17 protein-coding genes are annotated in these 15739 nt (G+C 48.4%); 10 read left to right on the forward strand and 7 right to left on the reverse strand.

The annotated features are described in order from the left end of the window. Window positions 1-160: 160 nt before the first annotated feature. Entirely contained in the window at window positions 161-580 is a 420-nt protein-coding gene (locus AC5I6P_RS15015; RefSeq protein WP_495694582.1) for a secondary thiamine-phosphate synthase enzyme YjbQ, read from the forward strand. Between the two features lie 44 nt (window positions 581-624). On the opposite strand, the gene AC5I6P_RS15020 is transcribed toward AC5I6P_RS15015, so the two are convergent. After that, a complete protein-coding gene (locus tag AC5I6P_RS15020) occupies window positions 625-813 on the reverse strand; it encodes a CPXCG motif-containing cysteine-rich protein (RefSeq protein WP_495694583.1) in 189 nt (62 codons plus the stop codon). A 37-nt stretch (window positions 814-850) separates the two neighbouring features. Here AC5I6P_RS15020 and AC5I6P_RS15025 point away from each other — a divergent pair, with 37 nt between their 5' ends. Continuing rightward, a complete protein-coding gene (locus AC5I6P_RS15025; protein WP_495694584.1) occupies window positions 851-1054 on the forward strand; it encodes a hypothetical protein in 204 nt (67 codons plus the stop codon). Between the two features lie 95 nt (window positions 1055-1149). Here AC5I6P_RS15025 and AC5I6P_RS15030 read toward each other — a convergent pair whose 3' ends face one another. Beyond that, window positions 1150-2208: a D-alanine--D-alanine ligase family protein gene (locus AC5I6P_RS15030; protein WP_495694585.1), complete on the reverse strand. Its 1059-nt coding sequence runs from the start codon at window positions 2206-2208 to the stop codon at window positions 1150-1152. A 152-nt stretch (window positions 2209-2360) separates the two neighbouring features. Here AC5I6P_RS15030 and AC5I6P_RS15035 point away from each other — a divergent pair, with 152 nt between their 5' ends. The 4 genes from AC5I6P_RS15035 to AC5I6P_RS15050 are packed head-to-tail and all read left to right on the forward strand — an operon-like array spanning window position 2361 to window position 4731. Then, window positions 2361-3551, forward strand: a complete 1191-nt coding sequence (locus AC5I6P_RS15035; protein WP_495694586.1) for an NAD(P)/FAD-dependent oxidoreductase — start codon at window positions 2361-2363, stop codon at window positions 3549-3551. A gap of 41 nt (window positions 3552-3592) precedes the next feature. Next, a complete protein-coding gene (locus AC5I6P_RS15040) occupies window positions 3593-4261 on the forward strand; it encodes an HAD-IA family hydrolase (RefSeq protein WP_495694587.1) in 669 nt (222 codons plus the stop codon). A 12-nt stretch (window positions 4262-4273) separates the two neighbouring features. After that, window positions 4274-4501: a type II toxin-antitoxin system HicA family toxin gene (locus AC5I6P_RS15045; protein WP_495694588.1), complete on the forward strand. Its 228-nt coding sequence runs from the start codon at window positions 4274-4276 to the stop codon at window positions 4499-4501. Continuing rightward, window positions 4498-4731, forward strand: a complete 234-nt coding sequence (locus AC5I6P_RS15050; RefSeq protein WP_495694589.1) for a type II toxin-antitoxin system HicB family antitoxin — start codon at window positions 4498-4500, stop codon at window positions 4729-4731. Before AC5I6P_RS15045 ends, AC5I6P_RS15050 begins: the two co-directional genes overlap by 4 nt. A gap of 59 nt (window positions 4732-4790) precedes the next feature. Here AC5I6P_RS15050 and AC5I6P_RS15055 read toward each other — a convergent pair whose 3' ends face one another. Next, window positions 4791-5477, reverse strand: a complete 687-nt coding sequence (locus AC5I6P_RS15055; RefSeq protein ID WP_495694590.1) for a hypothetical protein — start codon at window positions 5475-5477, stop codon at window positions 4791-4793. Between the two features lie 268 nt (window positions 5478-5745). Here AC5I6P_RS15055 and AC5I6P_RS15060 point away from each other — a divergent pair, with 268 nt between their 5' ends. After that, window positions 5746-6918 (forward strand): DNA double-strand break repair nuclease NurA, encoded by a 1173-nt coding sequence (locus AC5I6P_RS15060; protein ID WP_495694591.1) that lies wholly within the window; start codon window positions 5746-5748, stop codon window positions 6916-6918. A gap of 103 nt (window positions 6919-7021) precedes the next feature. Here AC5I6P_RS15060 and AC5I6P_RS15065 read toward each other — a convergent pair whose 3' ends face one another. Further along, the gene (locus AC5I6P_RS15065; RefSeq protein ID WP_495694592.1) at window positions 7022-7786 is read right to left on the reverse strand and encodes an SDR family oxidoreductase; all 765 of its coding nucleotides are present in this window, start codon (window positions 7784-7786) and stop codon (window positions 7022-7024) included. 78 nt (window positions 7787-7864) lie between these two features. On the opposite strand from AC5I6P_RS15065, the gene AC5I6P_RS15070 reads away from it, so the two are divergent. The 3 genes from AC5I6P_RS15070 (at window position 7865) to AC5I6P_RS15080 (ending at window position 11178) form a co-directional block, all read left to right on the forward strand. Beyond that, the gene (locus AC5I6P_RS15070) at window positions 7865-8230 is read left to right on the forward strand and encodes a VOC family protein (protein WP_495694593.1); all 366 of its coding nucleotides are present in this window, start codon (window positions 7865-7867) and stop codon (window positions 8228-8230) included. Window positions 8231-8307: 77 nt separating this feature from the next. Beyond that, on the forward strand, window positions 8308-9612 hold the full coding sequence (locus AC5I6P_RS15075) for a recombinase family protein (RefSeq protein WP_495694594.1): 1305 nt from the start codon (window positions 8308-8310) through the stop codon (window positions 9610-9612). Window positions 9613-9786: 174 nt separating this feature from the next. Next, window positions 9787-11178, forward strand: a complete 1392-nt coding sequence (locus tag AC5I6P_RS15080) for a 1-acyl-sn-glycerol-3-phosphate acyltransferase (protein WP_495694595.1) — start codon at window positions 9787-9789, stop codon at window positions 11176-11178. Window positions 11179-11182: 4 nt separating this feature from the next. Here the strand turns inward: AC5I6P_RS15080 and AC5I6P_RS15085 are convergent, their stop codons facing one another. From AC5I6P_RS15085 to ctaD, 3 genes are all read right to left on the reverse strand, one after another. Then, window positions 11183-13114 carry a hypothetical protein gene (locus tag AC5I6P_RS15085; RefSeq protein ID WP_495694596.1) on the reverse strand — a complete coding sequence of 644 codons (1932 nt, stop codon included), beginning with the start codon at window positions 13112-13114 and terminating at the stop codon, window positions 11183-11185. A 138-nt stretch (window positions 13115-13252) separates the two neighbouring features. Continuing rightward, window positions 13253-13873, reverse strand: a complete 621-nt coding sequence (locus AC5I6P_RS15090; protein WP_495694597.1) for a cytochrome c oxidase subunit 3 — start codon at window positions 13871-13873, stop codon at window positions 13253-13255. A 91-nt stretch (window positions 13874-13964) separates the two neighbouring features. Further along, a complete protein-coding gene (ctaD, locus tag AC5I6P_RS15095; RefSeq protein WP_495694598.1) occupies window positions 13965-15728 on the reverse strand; it encodes a cytochrome c oxidase subunit I in 1764 nt (587 codons plus the stop codon). Between the last annotated feature and the right edge of the window lie 11 nt (window positions 15729-15739).

Below are 15739 nucleotides of genomic sequence, written 5' to 3' on the forward strand. Positions count from 1 at the left end.
AATCAGCAGGGTTGTCATTGTAGAGTCACCAGAGGCAGGAATAGATTCATTTTAGTGGAGAGACACAGAAGCGCTGGAATCTGAACAACGATTGATGGGCAGTTGCACTGAGCGATCGCTTGGGCTTGAATGAGGACATCTGCCCTAGCAATATGGTTTTATGTCTCACTACCAACAAATTCTCAAAATTTCTACAACGGGTAAATCGCTTCAGAAAGTGACCTCACAAGTTCAAGCGATCGTGGCTCAATCCGGCATTCAAACCGGAATCTGTCATCTATTTCTGCGGCATACGTCTGCAAGTTTGATCATTCAAGAGAATGCCGACCCGGATGTGTTGCGAGATCTCGAAAACTTTTTCTCAAAACTGGTTCCCGAATGGGAGAACTACATTCACAGCACCGAAGGCGCGGATGATATGCCCGCTCACATTCGATCGGTACTTACGCACACCTCTGAAAATATTCCGATCGCGCAAGGACGGTTAGTATTGGGCACTTGGCAAGGAATATACGTGTGGGAACATCGACAACAGCGCCATAACCGAGAACTATTTGTCCATATTGCGGGAGAAAAGTAGCCGTCAGGAATTCGATTCCTGGTGCTTAAAGCCTGATCCAACCCTCACTCTTCATATTCGCTGTCGATTTCAACCTCTAAAGTGTCTTCATCAAATCGAACGTAGAGCACATTTGGACGACAACAGACCTGACAATCTTCTGTATAGGATTGCTGAGTTCCTCCGCTCCAATCGACAAAGGTTTCGTTGGGTTCGCCGCAATAGGCACAAGTGTATTCAGCAGTGTTTTGCATAGATGAAGTGGGAGGAGTGAGAGATGAAATAGGAACAATGTCTGATCAAACAGGAATAATGGCAGATCAGATAGAAGCGATCGCAGATCAAACAGGAACAATGCCTGATCAAACAGGAATAATGGCAGATCAGATAGAAACTGCCATACATCAGCATGAATTCTTCTCATCTCTAAGCAGAAGAGAGATAGAAAATTTGTCCCCGCTCCTAGTTGAACCGCGATCGTTCGGACGTGCGTAGCGATCCTTCGGAGCTTGCAAAGCAATCGCATCACATTAATCTGCCAAGGCTCCACCCGGATTGGTCAACGCCCAGGAGAAATCAGTGATGGATGACTACTTGTTGGAGTGACGTTCTATTGCAAACTGAATCAATTGATCCACCAGTTCGGGATACGCAATTCCGCTTGCTGCCCACATTTGAGGATACATACTCGTTGCCGTAAAACCAGGCAGCGTATTGATTTCATTAATCAAAATTTCGCCCGTCGCTTCGACGTAAAAGAAATCAACTCGCGCCAGCCCTGCACAATCTAACGCCAGAAACGCTTGAAGTGCCCGCTCCTGAATCTGGGTCGTCACCGCTGGAGGAATATTTGCCGGAATAAAGAGATCCGCTTCGCCAATTGTGTATTTCGTTTCGTAGTCATAGAAATCACTCTGAAACGTAATCTCTCCCGGAACTGACGCTTTTGGCTGATCATTGCCCAGAACCGCACATTCTATTTCTCGTGCGACAACGCCTGCCTCTACAATAATCCGACGATCGTAGCTTGCCGCATTATCTAACGCTGCTTCTAGTTCCCCGCGAGTCCGAACCTTCGAGATCCCCACCGACGATCCCAAATTCGCGGGCTTCACAAAACAGGGATAGCCCAGCTGGGATTCAATCTCGTCACACAGCTTGGGAAACACACACGGGTTCGACCACACCTCAGAGCGCTTCACCGCCACATACTTCACCTGCGGCAATCCTGCCTGAGCAAACACCATTTTCATGGCAATCTTATCCATCCCCGCCGCCGATCCCAGCACCTCAGAGCCAACAAACGGAACTTGCATCAATTTGAGCAATCCTTGCACCGTGCCATCTTCGCCATTCGGGCCATGCAGAATTGGAAACCAAACATCGATCTCGGACACCTCTGCTGGAAACTGCCAACGATTCGGAGGTGCATCAGACATCGGAATAGCCGCGCCCGATGCGAGAACTTCTCTAGCAATTTCTGGCGATCGCCAAGCTCCATCTTTGTCAATGTAGAACGGCAGGAGCCTGTACTTCTCGGCGTTCGCCTCGTTACTGAGGGCTTGAGCAATCGATCGGGCGGAGGAAATCGACACCTCATGCTCCCCAGAACATCCGCCAAATAACAGTCCTACGTTCAGTTTGGTCATGACTCGTCCTATGAATACGGGCTGTGCGTTTACGGTATTCTGCCATGAAGCGACGCCAATCAGAGAGGAGGAATGGAGCAGGGAAGAACTATTAATGAAATATTAGGGGGGAGTCTCTAGAATGAAAAGAGTTGCCTCGTGACTTAAGCGTTATGTCTCAGATTTGTATTCTCGGTGGCGGTTTTGGTGGATTGTATACCGCGCTGCGGCTGAATCAGTTGCCGTGGGACAAGCTCGACAAACCTGAAATTACGCTGATCGATCAGCGCGATCGCTTCGTCTTCTCTCCTCTGCTCTACGAACTGGTGACGGGAGAAATGCAATCATGGGAAGTCGCTCCGCCTTACGAAGAGTTGCTGGCAGGAACCGGAATTCGATTTAAGCAGACCGCCGCAACCGAGATTGACGTTGAGGCAAAACAGGTTCAGCTTCAGAATGGAGAAACGCTGACCTACGATCGCTTGGTGTTAGCGGTAGGCGGAGAAACGCCAATGGATATCGTTCCGGGCGCTGAGGAGTTTGCCATTCCGTTTAGAGCGATCGCCGATGCCTACCGATTGCAAGAACGGCTAAGACTTCTAGAAGAATCGGCGGCAGATCGCATTCGGATTGCGATCGTTGGAGCGGGATATAGCGGCGTGGAACTTGCCTGTAAATTAGCCGATCGCCTAAGCGATCGTGCCCGCATTCGGATTGTTGAGCAAACCGATCAAATTCTGCGATCGTCCCCCACTCACAATCGTGAGGCAGCCACCAAGGCGCTAGAAGAACGAGGCGTCTTTCTTGATCTAGAAACTACAGTGGAGAGCCTAACCGAGGACAGCATTTCTCTCCTCTACAAAGGCTCAACGGATACAATTCCGGTGGACATCGTCCTGTGGACGATTGGAACTCGCGTTGCCGAAGTCGTCCGAAATCTTCCGCTCAAGCAAAATCAGCGGGGACAGATTGTTACGACCCCAACGTTGCAAGCGATCGATTATCCTGAGATTTTTGCGTTGGGCGATTTGGCAGACTGCAAAGATGCTGAAGGTCAGCAGGTTCCAGCCACGGCCCAAGCGGCGTTTCAACAGTCCGATTATGTCGGTTGGAATGTTTGGGCCTCGCTCACCCATCGCCCTTTACTGCCATTCCGCTATCAGTATTTAGGCGAAATGCTGACGCTCGGCATCGACGAGGCGACCTTAACCGGCTTAGGACTCCAGCTAGATGGAGCATTGGCAAATTTGGCGCGACGGCTTGCCTACCTCAACCGGATGCCCACTCTAAGCCACCAAATCCGCGTTGGCTTTAGCTGGTTAACTCGTCCGATCGTGGATGCTTTGGCAGGAAACGATGAATAATAGACGATGGCAATTGTCTATGTTCCTCTACGGGAAGTCTTATGAAACGCCCCCAAGTAATCTTTTTTGACGCGGTTGGTACATTGTTTGGGGTTCGCGGCAGTGTAGGCGAAGTATATGGACAGCTTGCCCAAAAGCATGGGGTTGAGGTTGACTCAAAGCAGTTGAATGAGGCGTTCTATCAACAGTTCAAAGCTTCGCCACCCTGCATGTTTCCAGAAGCAAAACCTACTGACATTCCTCGGCTTGAATATCGCTGGTGGGGCGCGATCGCATCTAAAACCTTTCGGCAAGTCGGTGTGTTTGATCAGTTCAAAAACTTCTCAGAGTTTTTCTCAGAGGTCTATTCTCACTTTGCCACCGCCGAGCCTTGGATAGTTTATCGGGACACCGTTCCAACATTAGAGCGGCTCAGAAAACTAGATATTCCGTTGGGCATCATTTCAAATTTTGACTCGCGCATCCATCCTGTTCTAAAAGCCCTAAATCTCTCCGATTACTTTAGCTCGATCACCATTTCTACCGAAGCTGGAGTGGCAAAGCCAGATGCCAGAATTTTTCAAATTGCGCTCAAAAAGCATGATTGTGCCGCAGAGATGGCATGGCACATTGGAGACAGCGCTAAAGAGGATTATGAAGCCGCAAAATTAGCAGGACTGCGGGGAATTCTCATCGATCGAGACCTACAAGCGAATCGAGAATCAAAATAGAGAAATCGCGACGTGCCCAAAAAGATCCGAGAACTAAAGGCGATGCTACTACGGGCAAACTTTACTTACAGATCAGGGAAAGGTAGCCATACAGTATGGTCTCACCCTCTTTTGCCTTACAGTTTGACGCTTTCCGGAAAAGATGGAGCGGACGCCGATCGCTATCAAGAACGAGACATCAAAAATGCCCTCCGAGATCTGGATAGGTTAAACCAAGAAAGTAATGGAGAACGTGAATGACGCCCCACTACAGTATGGTGATTCAGTGGTCAAACGAAGATCAAAAATTTATTGTGAGTTTGCCTGAATTTGGGCCTTATGCTCACACGCATGGAGACACTTACGAAGAGGCACTGAAAAACGGTCAAGATGTGTTAGAGCTTCTAGTTGAAGATTACCAAGCACGAAATCAAGTCCTTCCTAATCCGCTCACTTCCGATCGCTCTTTACTGATTGAAGCTGCAAGCTAAATTCACTTCGCGGCGTAATCATGCCAAACAATTCACTAGCGCAAGTCTTATTGCTGCTTCTACCTATTGAATTTCTCAGAACACCACCATGCTTTCTGCTGCAAAACAATAGATACACATTCTTTTGGACTTTTAGAAAATCTTTCTGGAACAAAGAGTACTGACAGCATCATCATAATAGCCATCAACCCAGATAGTAAAATTAACAGATACACAGCAGGCTTAATTTCACTGATGCTTCTACCAGGCTTAAGAATGAGCCTCTGAGCATTTTGCGAGCCTATAAGAATGATGGAGGCGATGCAAATGCTTAAGAGAGTTATAACGGGTAAAGGAGCAATAATGCTGAGTTCTGGATATTTAGGACCTGCCCAAATAGTGCCATACCAAACGAATAAGAAAGCAATCACAGTCCATGAGCGAATAGCCCATCCTCTGTCACTTATTCTGTCGCAATTAATTCCTGACGGAAGAAATTCGCAATTGTAGATGTCTTCTAGAGCTTGATGCGCATTTGGCAGTTTAAGTCTAATGTCAGCGGGATAGTTACGCACTGTATGAGCAATACACATGTCATGCTTTGAAATTACCTCTAGAGCCACAATTTGATTGGGCTTGAAAGAGTAGTACAGCAGTGGAGCTTTAAGAATCAGTAGATGTGAATCTACGGAAACAGTAGCCAGGGGTGACGTCACTCTCACACCAGCGGCGGACAATCCACATTGAAACTGAATGGATGAGTTCATGAACTAGCTAATGTGTCTCTTGATTCGTGGAGTTTGTAAATATGTTTGTGTCAACAATCCTCAATTAGGAAACCGTTCGCTGTAAACGATAGCAAACTGATTGAGCGCAAGCTTTCAATTTCCGATAGGCATGTAACTAGATTGTCAGCAAAACCTCATGACTTGCATGGAGGGGATAAAGGTAATGTGATATTACGATACGCAACAGGATTACGTACTGTAATATAAAAACCTGAGATATAGTACTTAGGTATCAATTTTTAAGTTCATGCCTGTCAAACCATCGCAAATTCTGAATCAGCTAAATCAGAAGCGAGAAGACTTTACGCGCTTCGATAAGACGGCGATGCAGGAGCTTCAGCTTTATGGAGCGGCGCTTGCCCAGATGTCGCAGCGATCGCATACCGACTTGCTCGATCGGCTAGACGGCATGAAAGATTGTGGCGCACGTCCGTTAGAGGCGCTTGGTACATCTCCAGACTGGATTTTGCCTTGTGGTTTGACGTGGCAGAGTCGAGAGCAGAGCATGGCATGGGTGCGCGATCGCTTGACTGGAATCTCCACATTTGCGGTGGATGGTTCTCAAATTTATCCGAGTAAAGATTTCTCGATCCCAGTAGCGCTAGTGCAGATCGGGTGGTACGAAAACTTTCATTTGCCATCGGGCGAGTATGAAAAAGACATCAAATCAGTGGTGCTGACGCCGAGTGATCTGCGCGTCGGACGAGGAGATCTTGCCGATCGCAAAGTCAATCTACGTCGCTTTGAGATGGAAACTCAGCGCTTAATCCAATACATGGAAGAGCGCGAAGGATGCGACCTTTGCTTAGCTTTTTTTGACGGTTCGCTGATTGCGAGTTTTGCAGAAGCGTTTGACGAAGAAACCAAGCATTTTTACGTCAAATGCATTCGTAACCTGATTCGAGCGAGTGAACGATATCGAGTTCCGCTCGTGGGATACATCGATACCTCTACCGCCCGCGATTTGACCGAGATGCTGAGACGGTTGTGTGATCTACCCGAGGGCAAAGCCATTCACGATGCCCAACTCCTTAGTCGCGCTAAACATGACATGCAGTGGGGCGATCGCACTCCTGTTTTTCGCTGTCAGCGCATCGGCGTCCGAGATTTCTATCAAGAACTAGCTGATCACATTGCTTTTACCTACCTCAAGACCAATCGAGATAGCTACCCTGTGCGTCTAGAAATGCCTGTTTGGGTCTATGAAGCGGGACTCTACGATCGCGTGATCGATTGGGTTCGGGCAGAAGTCATTATTGGTGGCGGTTATCCTTATGCGATCGAGACGGCGGATCAGGTCGCGGTCTTAAAAAATGAAGACCGTCAAACGTTTTATCGCCTTGTGCAAGAGTGGGCAGAAAAAGAAGACTTAACATTGCGTCTATCTCGCAAGATGGTGAGCAAGGCTCGAAGGCGCTAACTCACGAACGTTAGGGGTTCGTCAGAGAGATTTAGAGGTTCGTTGATGCTGCTTGGGAGTTCGGCTGCCAAGGTTTAATCAGATTTAGAGCAAATACATCGACTCAGAAACCAAACGATAGGAAACCGCCATCAACGGCAACGCATTGTCCCGTGATGTAGGAAGCCGTTGGCATACATAAAAATGCGACTAACCCTGCGACTTCTTCCGGTTCACCCACGCGCTTGAGGGGCGTCCGAGCTTGCACCGATGCTAGAACGTCAGGGTTGTTGAGCAAGGAATCGGTTAGAGGCGTGCGAATAAACCAGGGCGCGACGGTATTGACACGAATTCCGTCGGTTGCCCATTCCACCGCCAGCGATCGCGTGAGTTGAACCAACGCAGCTTTGGTCATACCATAGGGCGCACCCGTCCGAACGGTGGTTAATCCGGCAACAGAGCCAATATTAACAATGCTGCTTTCCGCCCCTCTGAGCAACGGATAGACCAGTCGGCACATCTCAAATACCGACGTTAGATTGGTTTCCATAATTTTGGTGTATTCATCCGCGCTGTACTCGGTTGCCGCTTTGCGAATGTTCGTCCCTACGTTATTCACCAGAATCTCTAACTCTCCCAAGGTTTGCTGGGCGTATTGAGTGATCGCGCCTCGTCCCTCAGAAGTCGATACATCGGCAGCGATTCCCTCAGCCTCCAACCCTTGTGACTTCCAAATTTCAAGCTGCTGAGCGATCGCGTCCTGATCTCGCGCCACAATGATCACCTCTGCGCCAAGAGAGAGAAATTCTTGTGCGATCGCCAGTCCAATCCCTTTGGTTGCGCCTGTAATCAAAGCTTTCTTTCCGCTCAACGTCCAGCGATTATTCATACGATAAAGTCTGTTTAAGGATTCGATGCCAGAATTTTATAATCTAACGAAACACTATCTTTTTACTTTGCAGGTTTTATGATGATCACACAATTTCTCCACGCCGCGATTCCAGTGTCAAACTTAGAAAAGTCAGACTACTTTTATGGAACGGTACTAGGGTTGCCAACTGGCGATCGCAATCTTAAATTTTCTGGCACTTGGTATGAGCTAGGCACGATGCAAATTCACCTAATCGAAGTTCCTAGCGTCATTTCTGATTTTCAGAATGCAGAAAAGTGGGGGCGAAATCGGCATCTGGCGTTTTCGGTTTCTGATATTGAAGCGGCAAAAGAGCAGTTAACCTCCCACGGCTACCCGTTTCAGATCAGTGCTTCCGGTCGTCCAGCGCTGTTTGTCAAAGATCCCGACGGACATGTGATCGAATTGGGAGTCGTGGGATAATTGCATTACATTAACCGTTAAAGTTTCTATTTACATCTACAGAATTTTTTTGATTTTCGTTGGCAATCCCATTCTGTATGAAAATCATTGCTTATCTGTACAGCGATCCACTTTTAGAAACAACCCCCGATCCGACGCTTTGGGGCTGGGATATCGATCGCGTGTATCAAGATTTAGCAACCGAGAAAAAGCCGCGCTTTCAGTTTCAACAACTGCTGAGCGACTGTCAAACTGAACCTGTAGACTATCTCCTCATTCGTCGTTTAGAAGAATTGGGCGAATCGATGGAAGATGTCAGCGATCGCTTATCTCAACTCGAATCGCTCAACATCAACGTCATTCCCATCGAAGCATCTGAACACAATCTACAATCGGAATTTCTCAAGTTCTTACAGCAACTCCAATACACTCAACGCAGCAGGCGCATTCGTCAAGGACACGCCCGCAACCGTGTGAAAGCCTTTGCTCCCCCTGGAAAAGCGCCCTACGGCTATCGTCGCAGCCGCAATCGCTACATCATCGATCGCAGTACGGCTCCGGTGGTCAAAGAATTTTTCGAGCGATTTCTATTATTTGGTTCGCTGCGGGGAGCGGTTCGCTATTTAGAAAAGCAGTATGGCAAAAAAATTTCCGTCTCAACCGGGAGCCGATGGTTAACCAATCCAGTTTATCGAGGCGACTTAGAATACCAAAACGGCGACCTTCTCTCAGATACTCACGCCGCCATTATTTCCCGTGATGAAGCGGCGCAAGTGGATCGATTATTGCGACGCAACAGACGGCTTCCCGCTCGCACCGCGAGTGCGCCGCGATCGCTGGCAGGACTGGTGATGTGCAAAACCTGTCAGTCTCCCATGACGATCGCGCGAGTCACTCAGTCACGTCGCAAGCGCAAAGGTGCAAAGGAGTATCTCTATCTGCGTCCAACCCGATGTCCCTGCAACCCGAAGTGCAAATCGATCGCCTACGATGCAGTTTTACAGCGCACAATTGAACAAATCTGTGAGGAATTACCCCGTGCCGTGTCAGGTGTCGAGTTGCCTCCCGTCGAAGGGATCAAACAGGGTATTGGCGGTGCGATCGCGCAAAAACAAGCGATTCTGAATCAACTTCCGTCGTTACTAGAAAGCGGCGTTTTAGATCAAGAAACGGCAGATTTAAGAACTTATAACTTGAGGGCTGAAATTGCCCAACTGCAGGGGAAACTCGCTCAATTGCCACCTGTCAATTTGATTGCGATCGCTAAGACCGTTTCGATTTCCCAGTTTTGGTTAGATTTATCTGAATCTGAACGACGGTTCTATTTTCGTGAATTCATCCGTCAAATTGAATTAAGTCGTACCGCTGGTGACTGGCAATTAGAACTAAATTTTATTTTTTAACGAAATGCCTAATCGTTCTGATCGGTTTTTCATTCCTCTGTGCGAAGCATGCTGTAGGCGTCCCTGGCTTAGCAAAGAACTAGGACGCTTATCAATCTGTAACGGAAATTCTGCCATAACGACTCTGACCGAATACCATGACTGACATCCCGGTATCGATCGAAGGAGCCTCCCTTGCCTCGCTCACTCCAACAGGTTCAACCTCCCCTAGAATTTATTCCGCCCGCCCTCGATCGTAAAGCGGTCTATTTTTTGCGAGCAACCGTGCCGTTGTGGTTGCGCTTTAGAACGCCAATTTGTCAGGTCGAAGCTAAGAACATAGAACAATTGGCGCATCTCTATCAGCAGTTTCAAGACGGCAAAGTTCGCTTACTGCTGGCGTTTCGACATCCCAGTACCGACGATCCAGCCACCATGATGTATTTGATGCATCACCTGCTGCCTCGATTTGCCAAGCAAAACGGAATTCGCTTACAAAAGCCAACTCATGCTCACTTCATGTACGATCGCGGCATTCCGCTTTGGGCAGGTGAGATCGTCGGGTGGATGTATTCTAAACTGGGCGGCACTCCGATTCATCGCGGCAAGCTTGATCGGGCAGGCCTGCGATCGGCGCGTGATCTGTTTGCCAACGGTCAATTTCCGCTCATGGCAGCCCCCGAAGGTGCAACGAATGGACACAACGAAATCATTAGTCCCTTAGAACCCGGAATTTCGCAGCTTGGCTTCTGGTGCGCTGAAGATTTGCAGAAAGCCGGCCGTTCGGAAGAGGTGATTGTGGTGCCTATCGGACTTCAATATCGCTATATAACGCCACCTTGGGCTGAGATCGAGGCACTACTTGGAGAATTAGAAGTGGACGCTGGACTCAATCGGGTAGAGAGCGACGAAAAAAAACTAAATGAGCGACATTTATATCACAGGCTTTATCGGTTAGCCGCACACTTGTTAGTAGAAATGGAAGAGTTTTATCGACGCTTCTACCATCAACCCTTAAAAACTGGAGAGAACGCTAAACCTCACAAGATGACCAACGAAGAATTTGCCGTCCGATTGCAAGAGTTACTCAACGCCGCCTTACAAGTGCCTGAAGAGTATTTCAATGTTCTGCCAAAAGGAACGGTGATCGATCGCTGTCGTCGCCTCGAACAAGCGGCTTGGGATTGCATTTATCGTGAGGATCTCACGCTTGATAAGCTTTCACCCTTGCAGCGCGGACTTGCTGATCTCGTTGCGGAAGAAGCTCATCTGCGAATCTGGCACATGCGAATTGTCGAAAGCTTTGTGGCTGTTACCGGGCAATATGTATTCGAGAAACCGACGGCGGAGCGGTTTGCCGAAGCGGTGCTGATCCTGGGGGACACCATGACTCGGATCAAAGGCGGCAATCCGTTTCATCGTCCGAAGCTCGGAAAACAATCGGCGTTAATCACGATTGGAGAATCGATTTCGCTCAGCGATCGCTGGAATACTTACAAAAAAGATCGGCGTTCTGCAAAACAAGCAGTCACCGATCTCACTCAAGATTTACAAGATGCAATGGAGACAATAATTCTTAATGTCTAGTAAGCTAAGGTGCATTCTCCTCTGTTTTGGGTTTTGGCTTGCCGCCTGAATTGCGGACATTGACAAATTTGCCTAGCAAGTCAAACCAGAACGGAGCGCCCATCGCGATCGCAATGCCGCTAAACGCCCAGCCCGACATCATTCGCAGCAGTCCCAAAGGTCGATGAGCAGCAATGTCCATCACTTGCAGGGGTACAGGTGTGTCGATCGTTGCTTGACCTCCATTGACACAGGATTTGTAGAGGTTTGCCCAAGCTTGTCTAGCCTGAGTGTCGTCAGTCTGATTGGGTGAGTTTGGTTGCGTCGCTTGAGACGGATCGCTCTGAAGCTCGTTGGGCTGACATCCAAGCTGTCTGCCTAAATTGACCGGACTCCAGCTAATGGGAAAAGCAATGTCTCGCAATGCAGAATCTGTCTGATTTCTCAAGTTTTTTAGCTCCTCCGACAAGCGCGGAGAATTGGTTGCTCTTAGATCGAGCTTAGCGGCCTGGTCGGTAATCAGTTGCCGCAAACTATCATCACTCGATAGCCGATTGAAAATATGAAATGTATCGGCATTTGTACCCGCTGCGAGAACAAGACCCATCAGGATCGCCACCCCTTTTGCGTTGCGTTTGTAAACGCCAGACGCACGCGACATTGATCGGTCAAACCAAAGTGCGATCTCGTCGCTAAATTGATGCAGTTCGTTATCAACTTGCTGAACTCGCGTTTGAGCACGCCTTGCCAAAATCGATAGACTTTCTTTCACAGAATCGGGCAACCGACTTAAACCACTCCGAATTTTTTTGTAGGACTGATAATCTTCGTACAGTTGGCGTTCCTCTTCTGACAAATCTTTCAGGGCAGTGGATAAAAAGATTTGCTGCTGGTCAAATGGTAGAGCATCATACGGTTTGATGTGTTCTTCGTTGATGTGTTTCTTCAAGCGTTTCGCTTCTTCAGGCTCTAATCCTGCTATGTAATCCTGAATTTGACCTTCAATTGTTGAATTGATTTGGGCATCGATCGGTCTTGCCGTGTTCGCTAAGCGCTCATAAGCGCTCACCGCTTCTTTGTAGGTGTTGCTATTCTGGTTCACCAGTTCGGCAATTTCAGACAAGCTCGGCTTCAGACCACCTGACAGGATGGCGCGATCGTTATTTTCACCAAAAATACTAGATTTGAGCGATCGCAGGCGACGAGCGTAAGTTTGTTGCGCTTGATCCGTTGAGTTGGGATCACAACTCGTCGCAATATAAATGTTAAAGGCTTCTCCCAACCGCTCAATGCTGGTGGTTAAGTTGGCTTGCTTGCTCTTATACGATCGCAAGATCTCGTCATACTCTTCCACTAATAGTTTGAAATTATGGTCTTGGTCTAAGTTAGTAATGTTGGATTTGGCAGCAACAACTCGAATTCCGCCCCGCTCCCAATCATCTCGAAATGCATCATCGCTAGGAAGTTGAGCCTCGCCAACAGTATCAGCCGAATACTGTCCGACAATGCGATTGACAAATTTCTCAAATCGAACTTCGGTTAATTTATCGATCAGCGACGTGATGCCAAGTTGCTCGATCATTGTTGTGGCAAACGTTTCTGACGCAATGTAGGAAGGTCCGGTTGACAGCTCCCGGCCAAACGCACCTTTGCGATTTCCCCGAAATAGGAAACTCGAAATCCGTCGAAAGGCAGTAGCAATACCACCTTTCGCTTCTTGGTTAACATTCTTTAGCAGCGAATCGTTATAAAGCCGAGACACCAAATCTCGGACACGCTCTTCTTCGGGCGTACCCGTGCCTCCTGACAGCAAGACTTCAATCGAGTCTTTCAAATGTTTGGCTCGCCATTGCAAAACGGTTGCGAGTAACTCTTGAAGTTCAGCGGCTAATAAACTCAGAATTAAATACGTAAAAATTAAGCCGATCGCAACATCTAAAACAAACGGTAAACTCATATCTCATCACCCTGCTCAGTAAGCGCTTAACATGATAGTTCGTGATTCGTAATTGAAGAAAATACTTCAGATTACAAATTACGAACTACAAGGATCGCTTGAGATTGGGTTCAACAATCAGATTCACAAAAATCAGATTCAAATGATGTAAAGCAACAGAAACAGAATTACCCAGATCACATCCACGAAGTGCCAGTAGACTTCTGCTGCTTCGACGCCAAAGTGATCTTTGCTGTTGTAGTGATTGGGCTTTAGCGATCGCCACAACACGGCCATGATCAAAATTAGTCCAAAGCAGACGTGTAGCCCGTGAAATCCCGTCAGTACATAGAATGTGCTGGCAAAAATATTTTTGGTCAGCCCAAACTCTAGATGGAAGTACTCATAAAGCTGGCCTGCTAGGAAGACAGCGCCCATTGCAGCAGTGATCCCAAACCACAAGCGCAGCCCGCGAACATCATTCTTCTTAATCGCTGTATCCGCGTTGTGAATGACAAAGCTACTGCCAATCAGAATCACGGTGTTGATGCCAGGAAGCAGTAGCTCTAGTTTGGGCGTTCCTTCAGGAGGCCACGTAGGGGCAACCGTCCGAAAGGCAAGATATGCCGTGAACAGCCCCAGAAAAATCATGCCTTCTGCGATTAGAAAAACAATGATGCCCAGAATGCGATGATCGGGATGGCCTTCATGCCCAGACGCAACATGATGGTCGTCTTGGTGATGGTTGCGCTCTAATTTTGCAGGATCGAGGGTGGTCATGGTCTCGAATAGCTAAGTGAACAGTTGAAAAAAGCGAGGGATAAACCAATGAAATCTGTTTCTCCCTCTTAGATGGCATGACTAAATTGAATTACTCTCGGTTGTAGCTTTCGTCGCCGCGATCGCTCGGATTTGCTGCCGCCACCGGATCAGGTTTTGCTCGCAACGTAGAGCTTGGACCCGCTGACAAGGATGGATCGTCGGCTTCCGAGAAGGGAACATCCACTTCCGTAGCACGGTTACCCATGCCGTAGTCATACGGCCCTGTTGCTAATACCGGATCAGCTTCAAAGTTTTCCACCGGAGGCGGAGAAGTGGTCATCCACTCCAACGTCAATGCTCGCCACGGGTTATCACCCGCTGGTTTGCCGCGCAACCAACTCCAAGTGGCATTAACAATAAACGGAATGGTTGAAACGGCTAGTAAGTAGGCTCCGATCGTACAGATCAGATTCAATGTCGCAAACTTGGGATCGTACTCTGCAATCCGACGGTTCATCCCTTCCATGCCGAGTTTATGCATCGGCATAAACGCTAGGTTGAAGCCAATAAACGTCAGCCAGAAGTGAACCTTACCCCACGCTTCGCTCATCATCCGTCCCGTGATCTTGGGGAACCAATGGTAGAAGCCGCCATATAACCCAAAAACGCTGCCCCCAAACAACACGTAGTGCAGGTGAGCTACAACGAAATAAGTGTCATGGACGTGAATGTCAAAGGGAACCGAAGCCGTCATGACGCCGCTAATGCCGCCAATCACGAACAGACAAATAAATCCCATCGCAAACAGCAACGCCGAACTCATGTCAAGCTTGCCGCCCCACAACGTCGCCAGCCAACTGAAGATTTTAATTCCGGTTGGCACAGAAATGACCATTGTGGTGATCATGAAGAACATCCGCAGCCAAGGCGGAGTTCCGCTGGTAAACATGTGGTGTGCCCAGACGATCAGGCCGAGTCCGCAGATGGCAATACTGGAGTATGCGATCGCTTTGTAGCCAAAAATCGGTTTGCGCGAATGAACTGAAACAATTTCTGAGATCATGCCAAAGATCGGCAAGATCATGATGTAGACGGCAGGGTGAGAGTAAAACCAGAAGAGGTGCTGATAAACGATCGGATCGCCGCCTCCTGTTGGATTGAAGAAGGCAGTGCCAATTAAGACGTCAAACGACAGCAAGATCATTGCCCCCGCCAAAACTGGTGTGGCGATTAGCGCTAAGAATGAGGTTGCCAGCATTGACCAGCAAAACAGGGGCATCTGGTTTAAGCCCATGCCAGGGACTCGCATCTTGAAGATCGTGACGATGAAGTTCACGGCTGCCAAAATTGACGAGGTTCCCAACAGCAGAATGCTAAGAATCCAAATCATCTCCCCCGCTTTTCCGCTAACTAAGCTGAGGGGCGGGTAATTTGTCCAGCCTGCTCCGGGTGCGCCGACTAAGAAGCTGGACATTAGCATCAATCCTGTTGGGGGAATGATCCAGAAGGCGAGCGCGTTGAGGCGAGGGAACGCCATATCTCGCGCCCCAATCATGAGGGGAATGAGGTAGTTGCCAAATCCGCCAGTTGCTCCAGGCACAATCCATAGGAAGATCATTACCGTGGCGTGAACCGTGAATAGGCTGTTGTAAACCTCGCGGCTGACAAAATCGGATTCAGGCGTGGCGAGTTCTGTACGAACCAGGGTCGCCAGCACACCGCCAATGAGATAGAAAAAGAAGGTTGTGACCAGATATTGAATCCCGATCACCTTATGGTCAGTGCTAAAGGAGAAGTATTCCTTCCAGTTACCCGGCTTGTTGCCGTGGGCAAACTGGTTGGCTTCTTCTTGAATTTGAGCGGCTTGAGTCATAACGAGAGGGG

Source organism: Myxacorys sp., assembly GCF_059501405.1.

Excerpts from the sequence above, each read along its gene's own strand:
- AC5I6P_RS15090 (WP_495694597.1), bottom strand. The coding sequence starts at position 13,873 with ATGACCACCCTCGATCCTGCAAAATTAGAGCGCAACCATCACCAAGAC.
- AC5I6P_RS15055 (WP_495694590.1), bottom strand. The coding sequence starts at position 5,477 with ATGAACTCATCCATTCAGTTTCAATGTGGATTGTCCGCCGCTGGTGTG.
- AC5I6P_RS15085 (WP_495694596.1), bottom strand. The coding sequence starts at position 13,114 with ATGAGTTTACCGTTTGTTTTAGATGTTGCGATCGGCTTAATTTTTACG.
- ctaD (WP_495694598.1), bottom strand. The coding sequence starts at position 15,728 with ATGACTCAAGCCGCTCAAATTCAAGAAGAAGCCAACCAGTTTGCCCAC.
- AC5I6P_RS15060 (WP_495694591.1), top strand. The coding sequence starts at position 5,746 with ATGCCTGTCAAACCATCGCAAATTCTGAATCAGCTAAATCAGAAGCGA.
- AC5I6P_RS15030 (WP_495694585.1), bottom strand. The coding sequence starts at position 2,208 with ATGACCAAACTGAACGTAGGACTGTTATTTGGCGGATGTTCTGGGGAG.
- AC5I6P_RS15050 (WP_495694589.1), top strand. The coding sequence starts at position 4,498 with ATGACGCCCCACTACAGTATGGTGATTCAGTGGTCAAACGAAGATCAA.
- AC5I6P_RS15020 (WP_495694583.1), bottom strand. The coding sequence starts at position 813 with ATGCAAAACACTGCTGAATACACTTGTGCCTATTGCGGCGAACCCAAC.
- AC5I6P_RS15075 (WP_495694594.1), top strand. The coding sequence starts at position 8,308 with ATGAAAATCATTGCTTATCTGTACAGCGATCCACTTTTAGAAACAACC.
- AC5I6P_RS15015 (WP_495694582.1), top strand. The coding sequence starts at position 161 with ATGTCTCACTACCAACAAATTCTCAAAATTTCTACAACGGGTAAATCG.
- AC5I6P_RS15065 (WP_495694592.1), bottom strand. The coding sequence starts at position 7,786 with ATGAATAATCGCTGGACGTTGAGCGGAAAGAAAGCTTTGATTACAGGC.
- AC5I6P_RS15025 (WP_495694584.1), top strand. The coding sequence starts at position 851 with ATGTCTGATCAAACAGGAATAATGGCAGATCAGATAGAAGCGATCGCA.
- AC5I6P_RS15040 (WP_495694587.1), top strand. The coding sequence starts at position 3,593 with ATGAAACGCCCCCAAGTAATCTTTTTTGACGCGGTTGGTACATTGTTT.
- AC5I6P_RS15035 (WP_495694586.1), top strand. The coding sequence starts at position 2,361 with ATGTCTCAGATTTGTATTCTCGGTGGCGGTTTTGGTGGATTGTATACC.
- AC5I6P_RS15070 (WP_495694593.1), top strand. The coding sequence starts at position 7,865 with ATGATGATCACACAATTTCTCCACGCCGCGATTCCAGTGTCAAACTTA.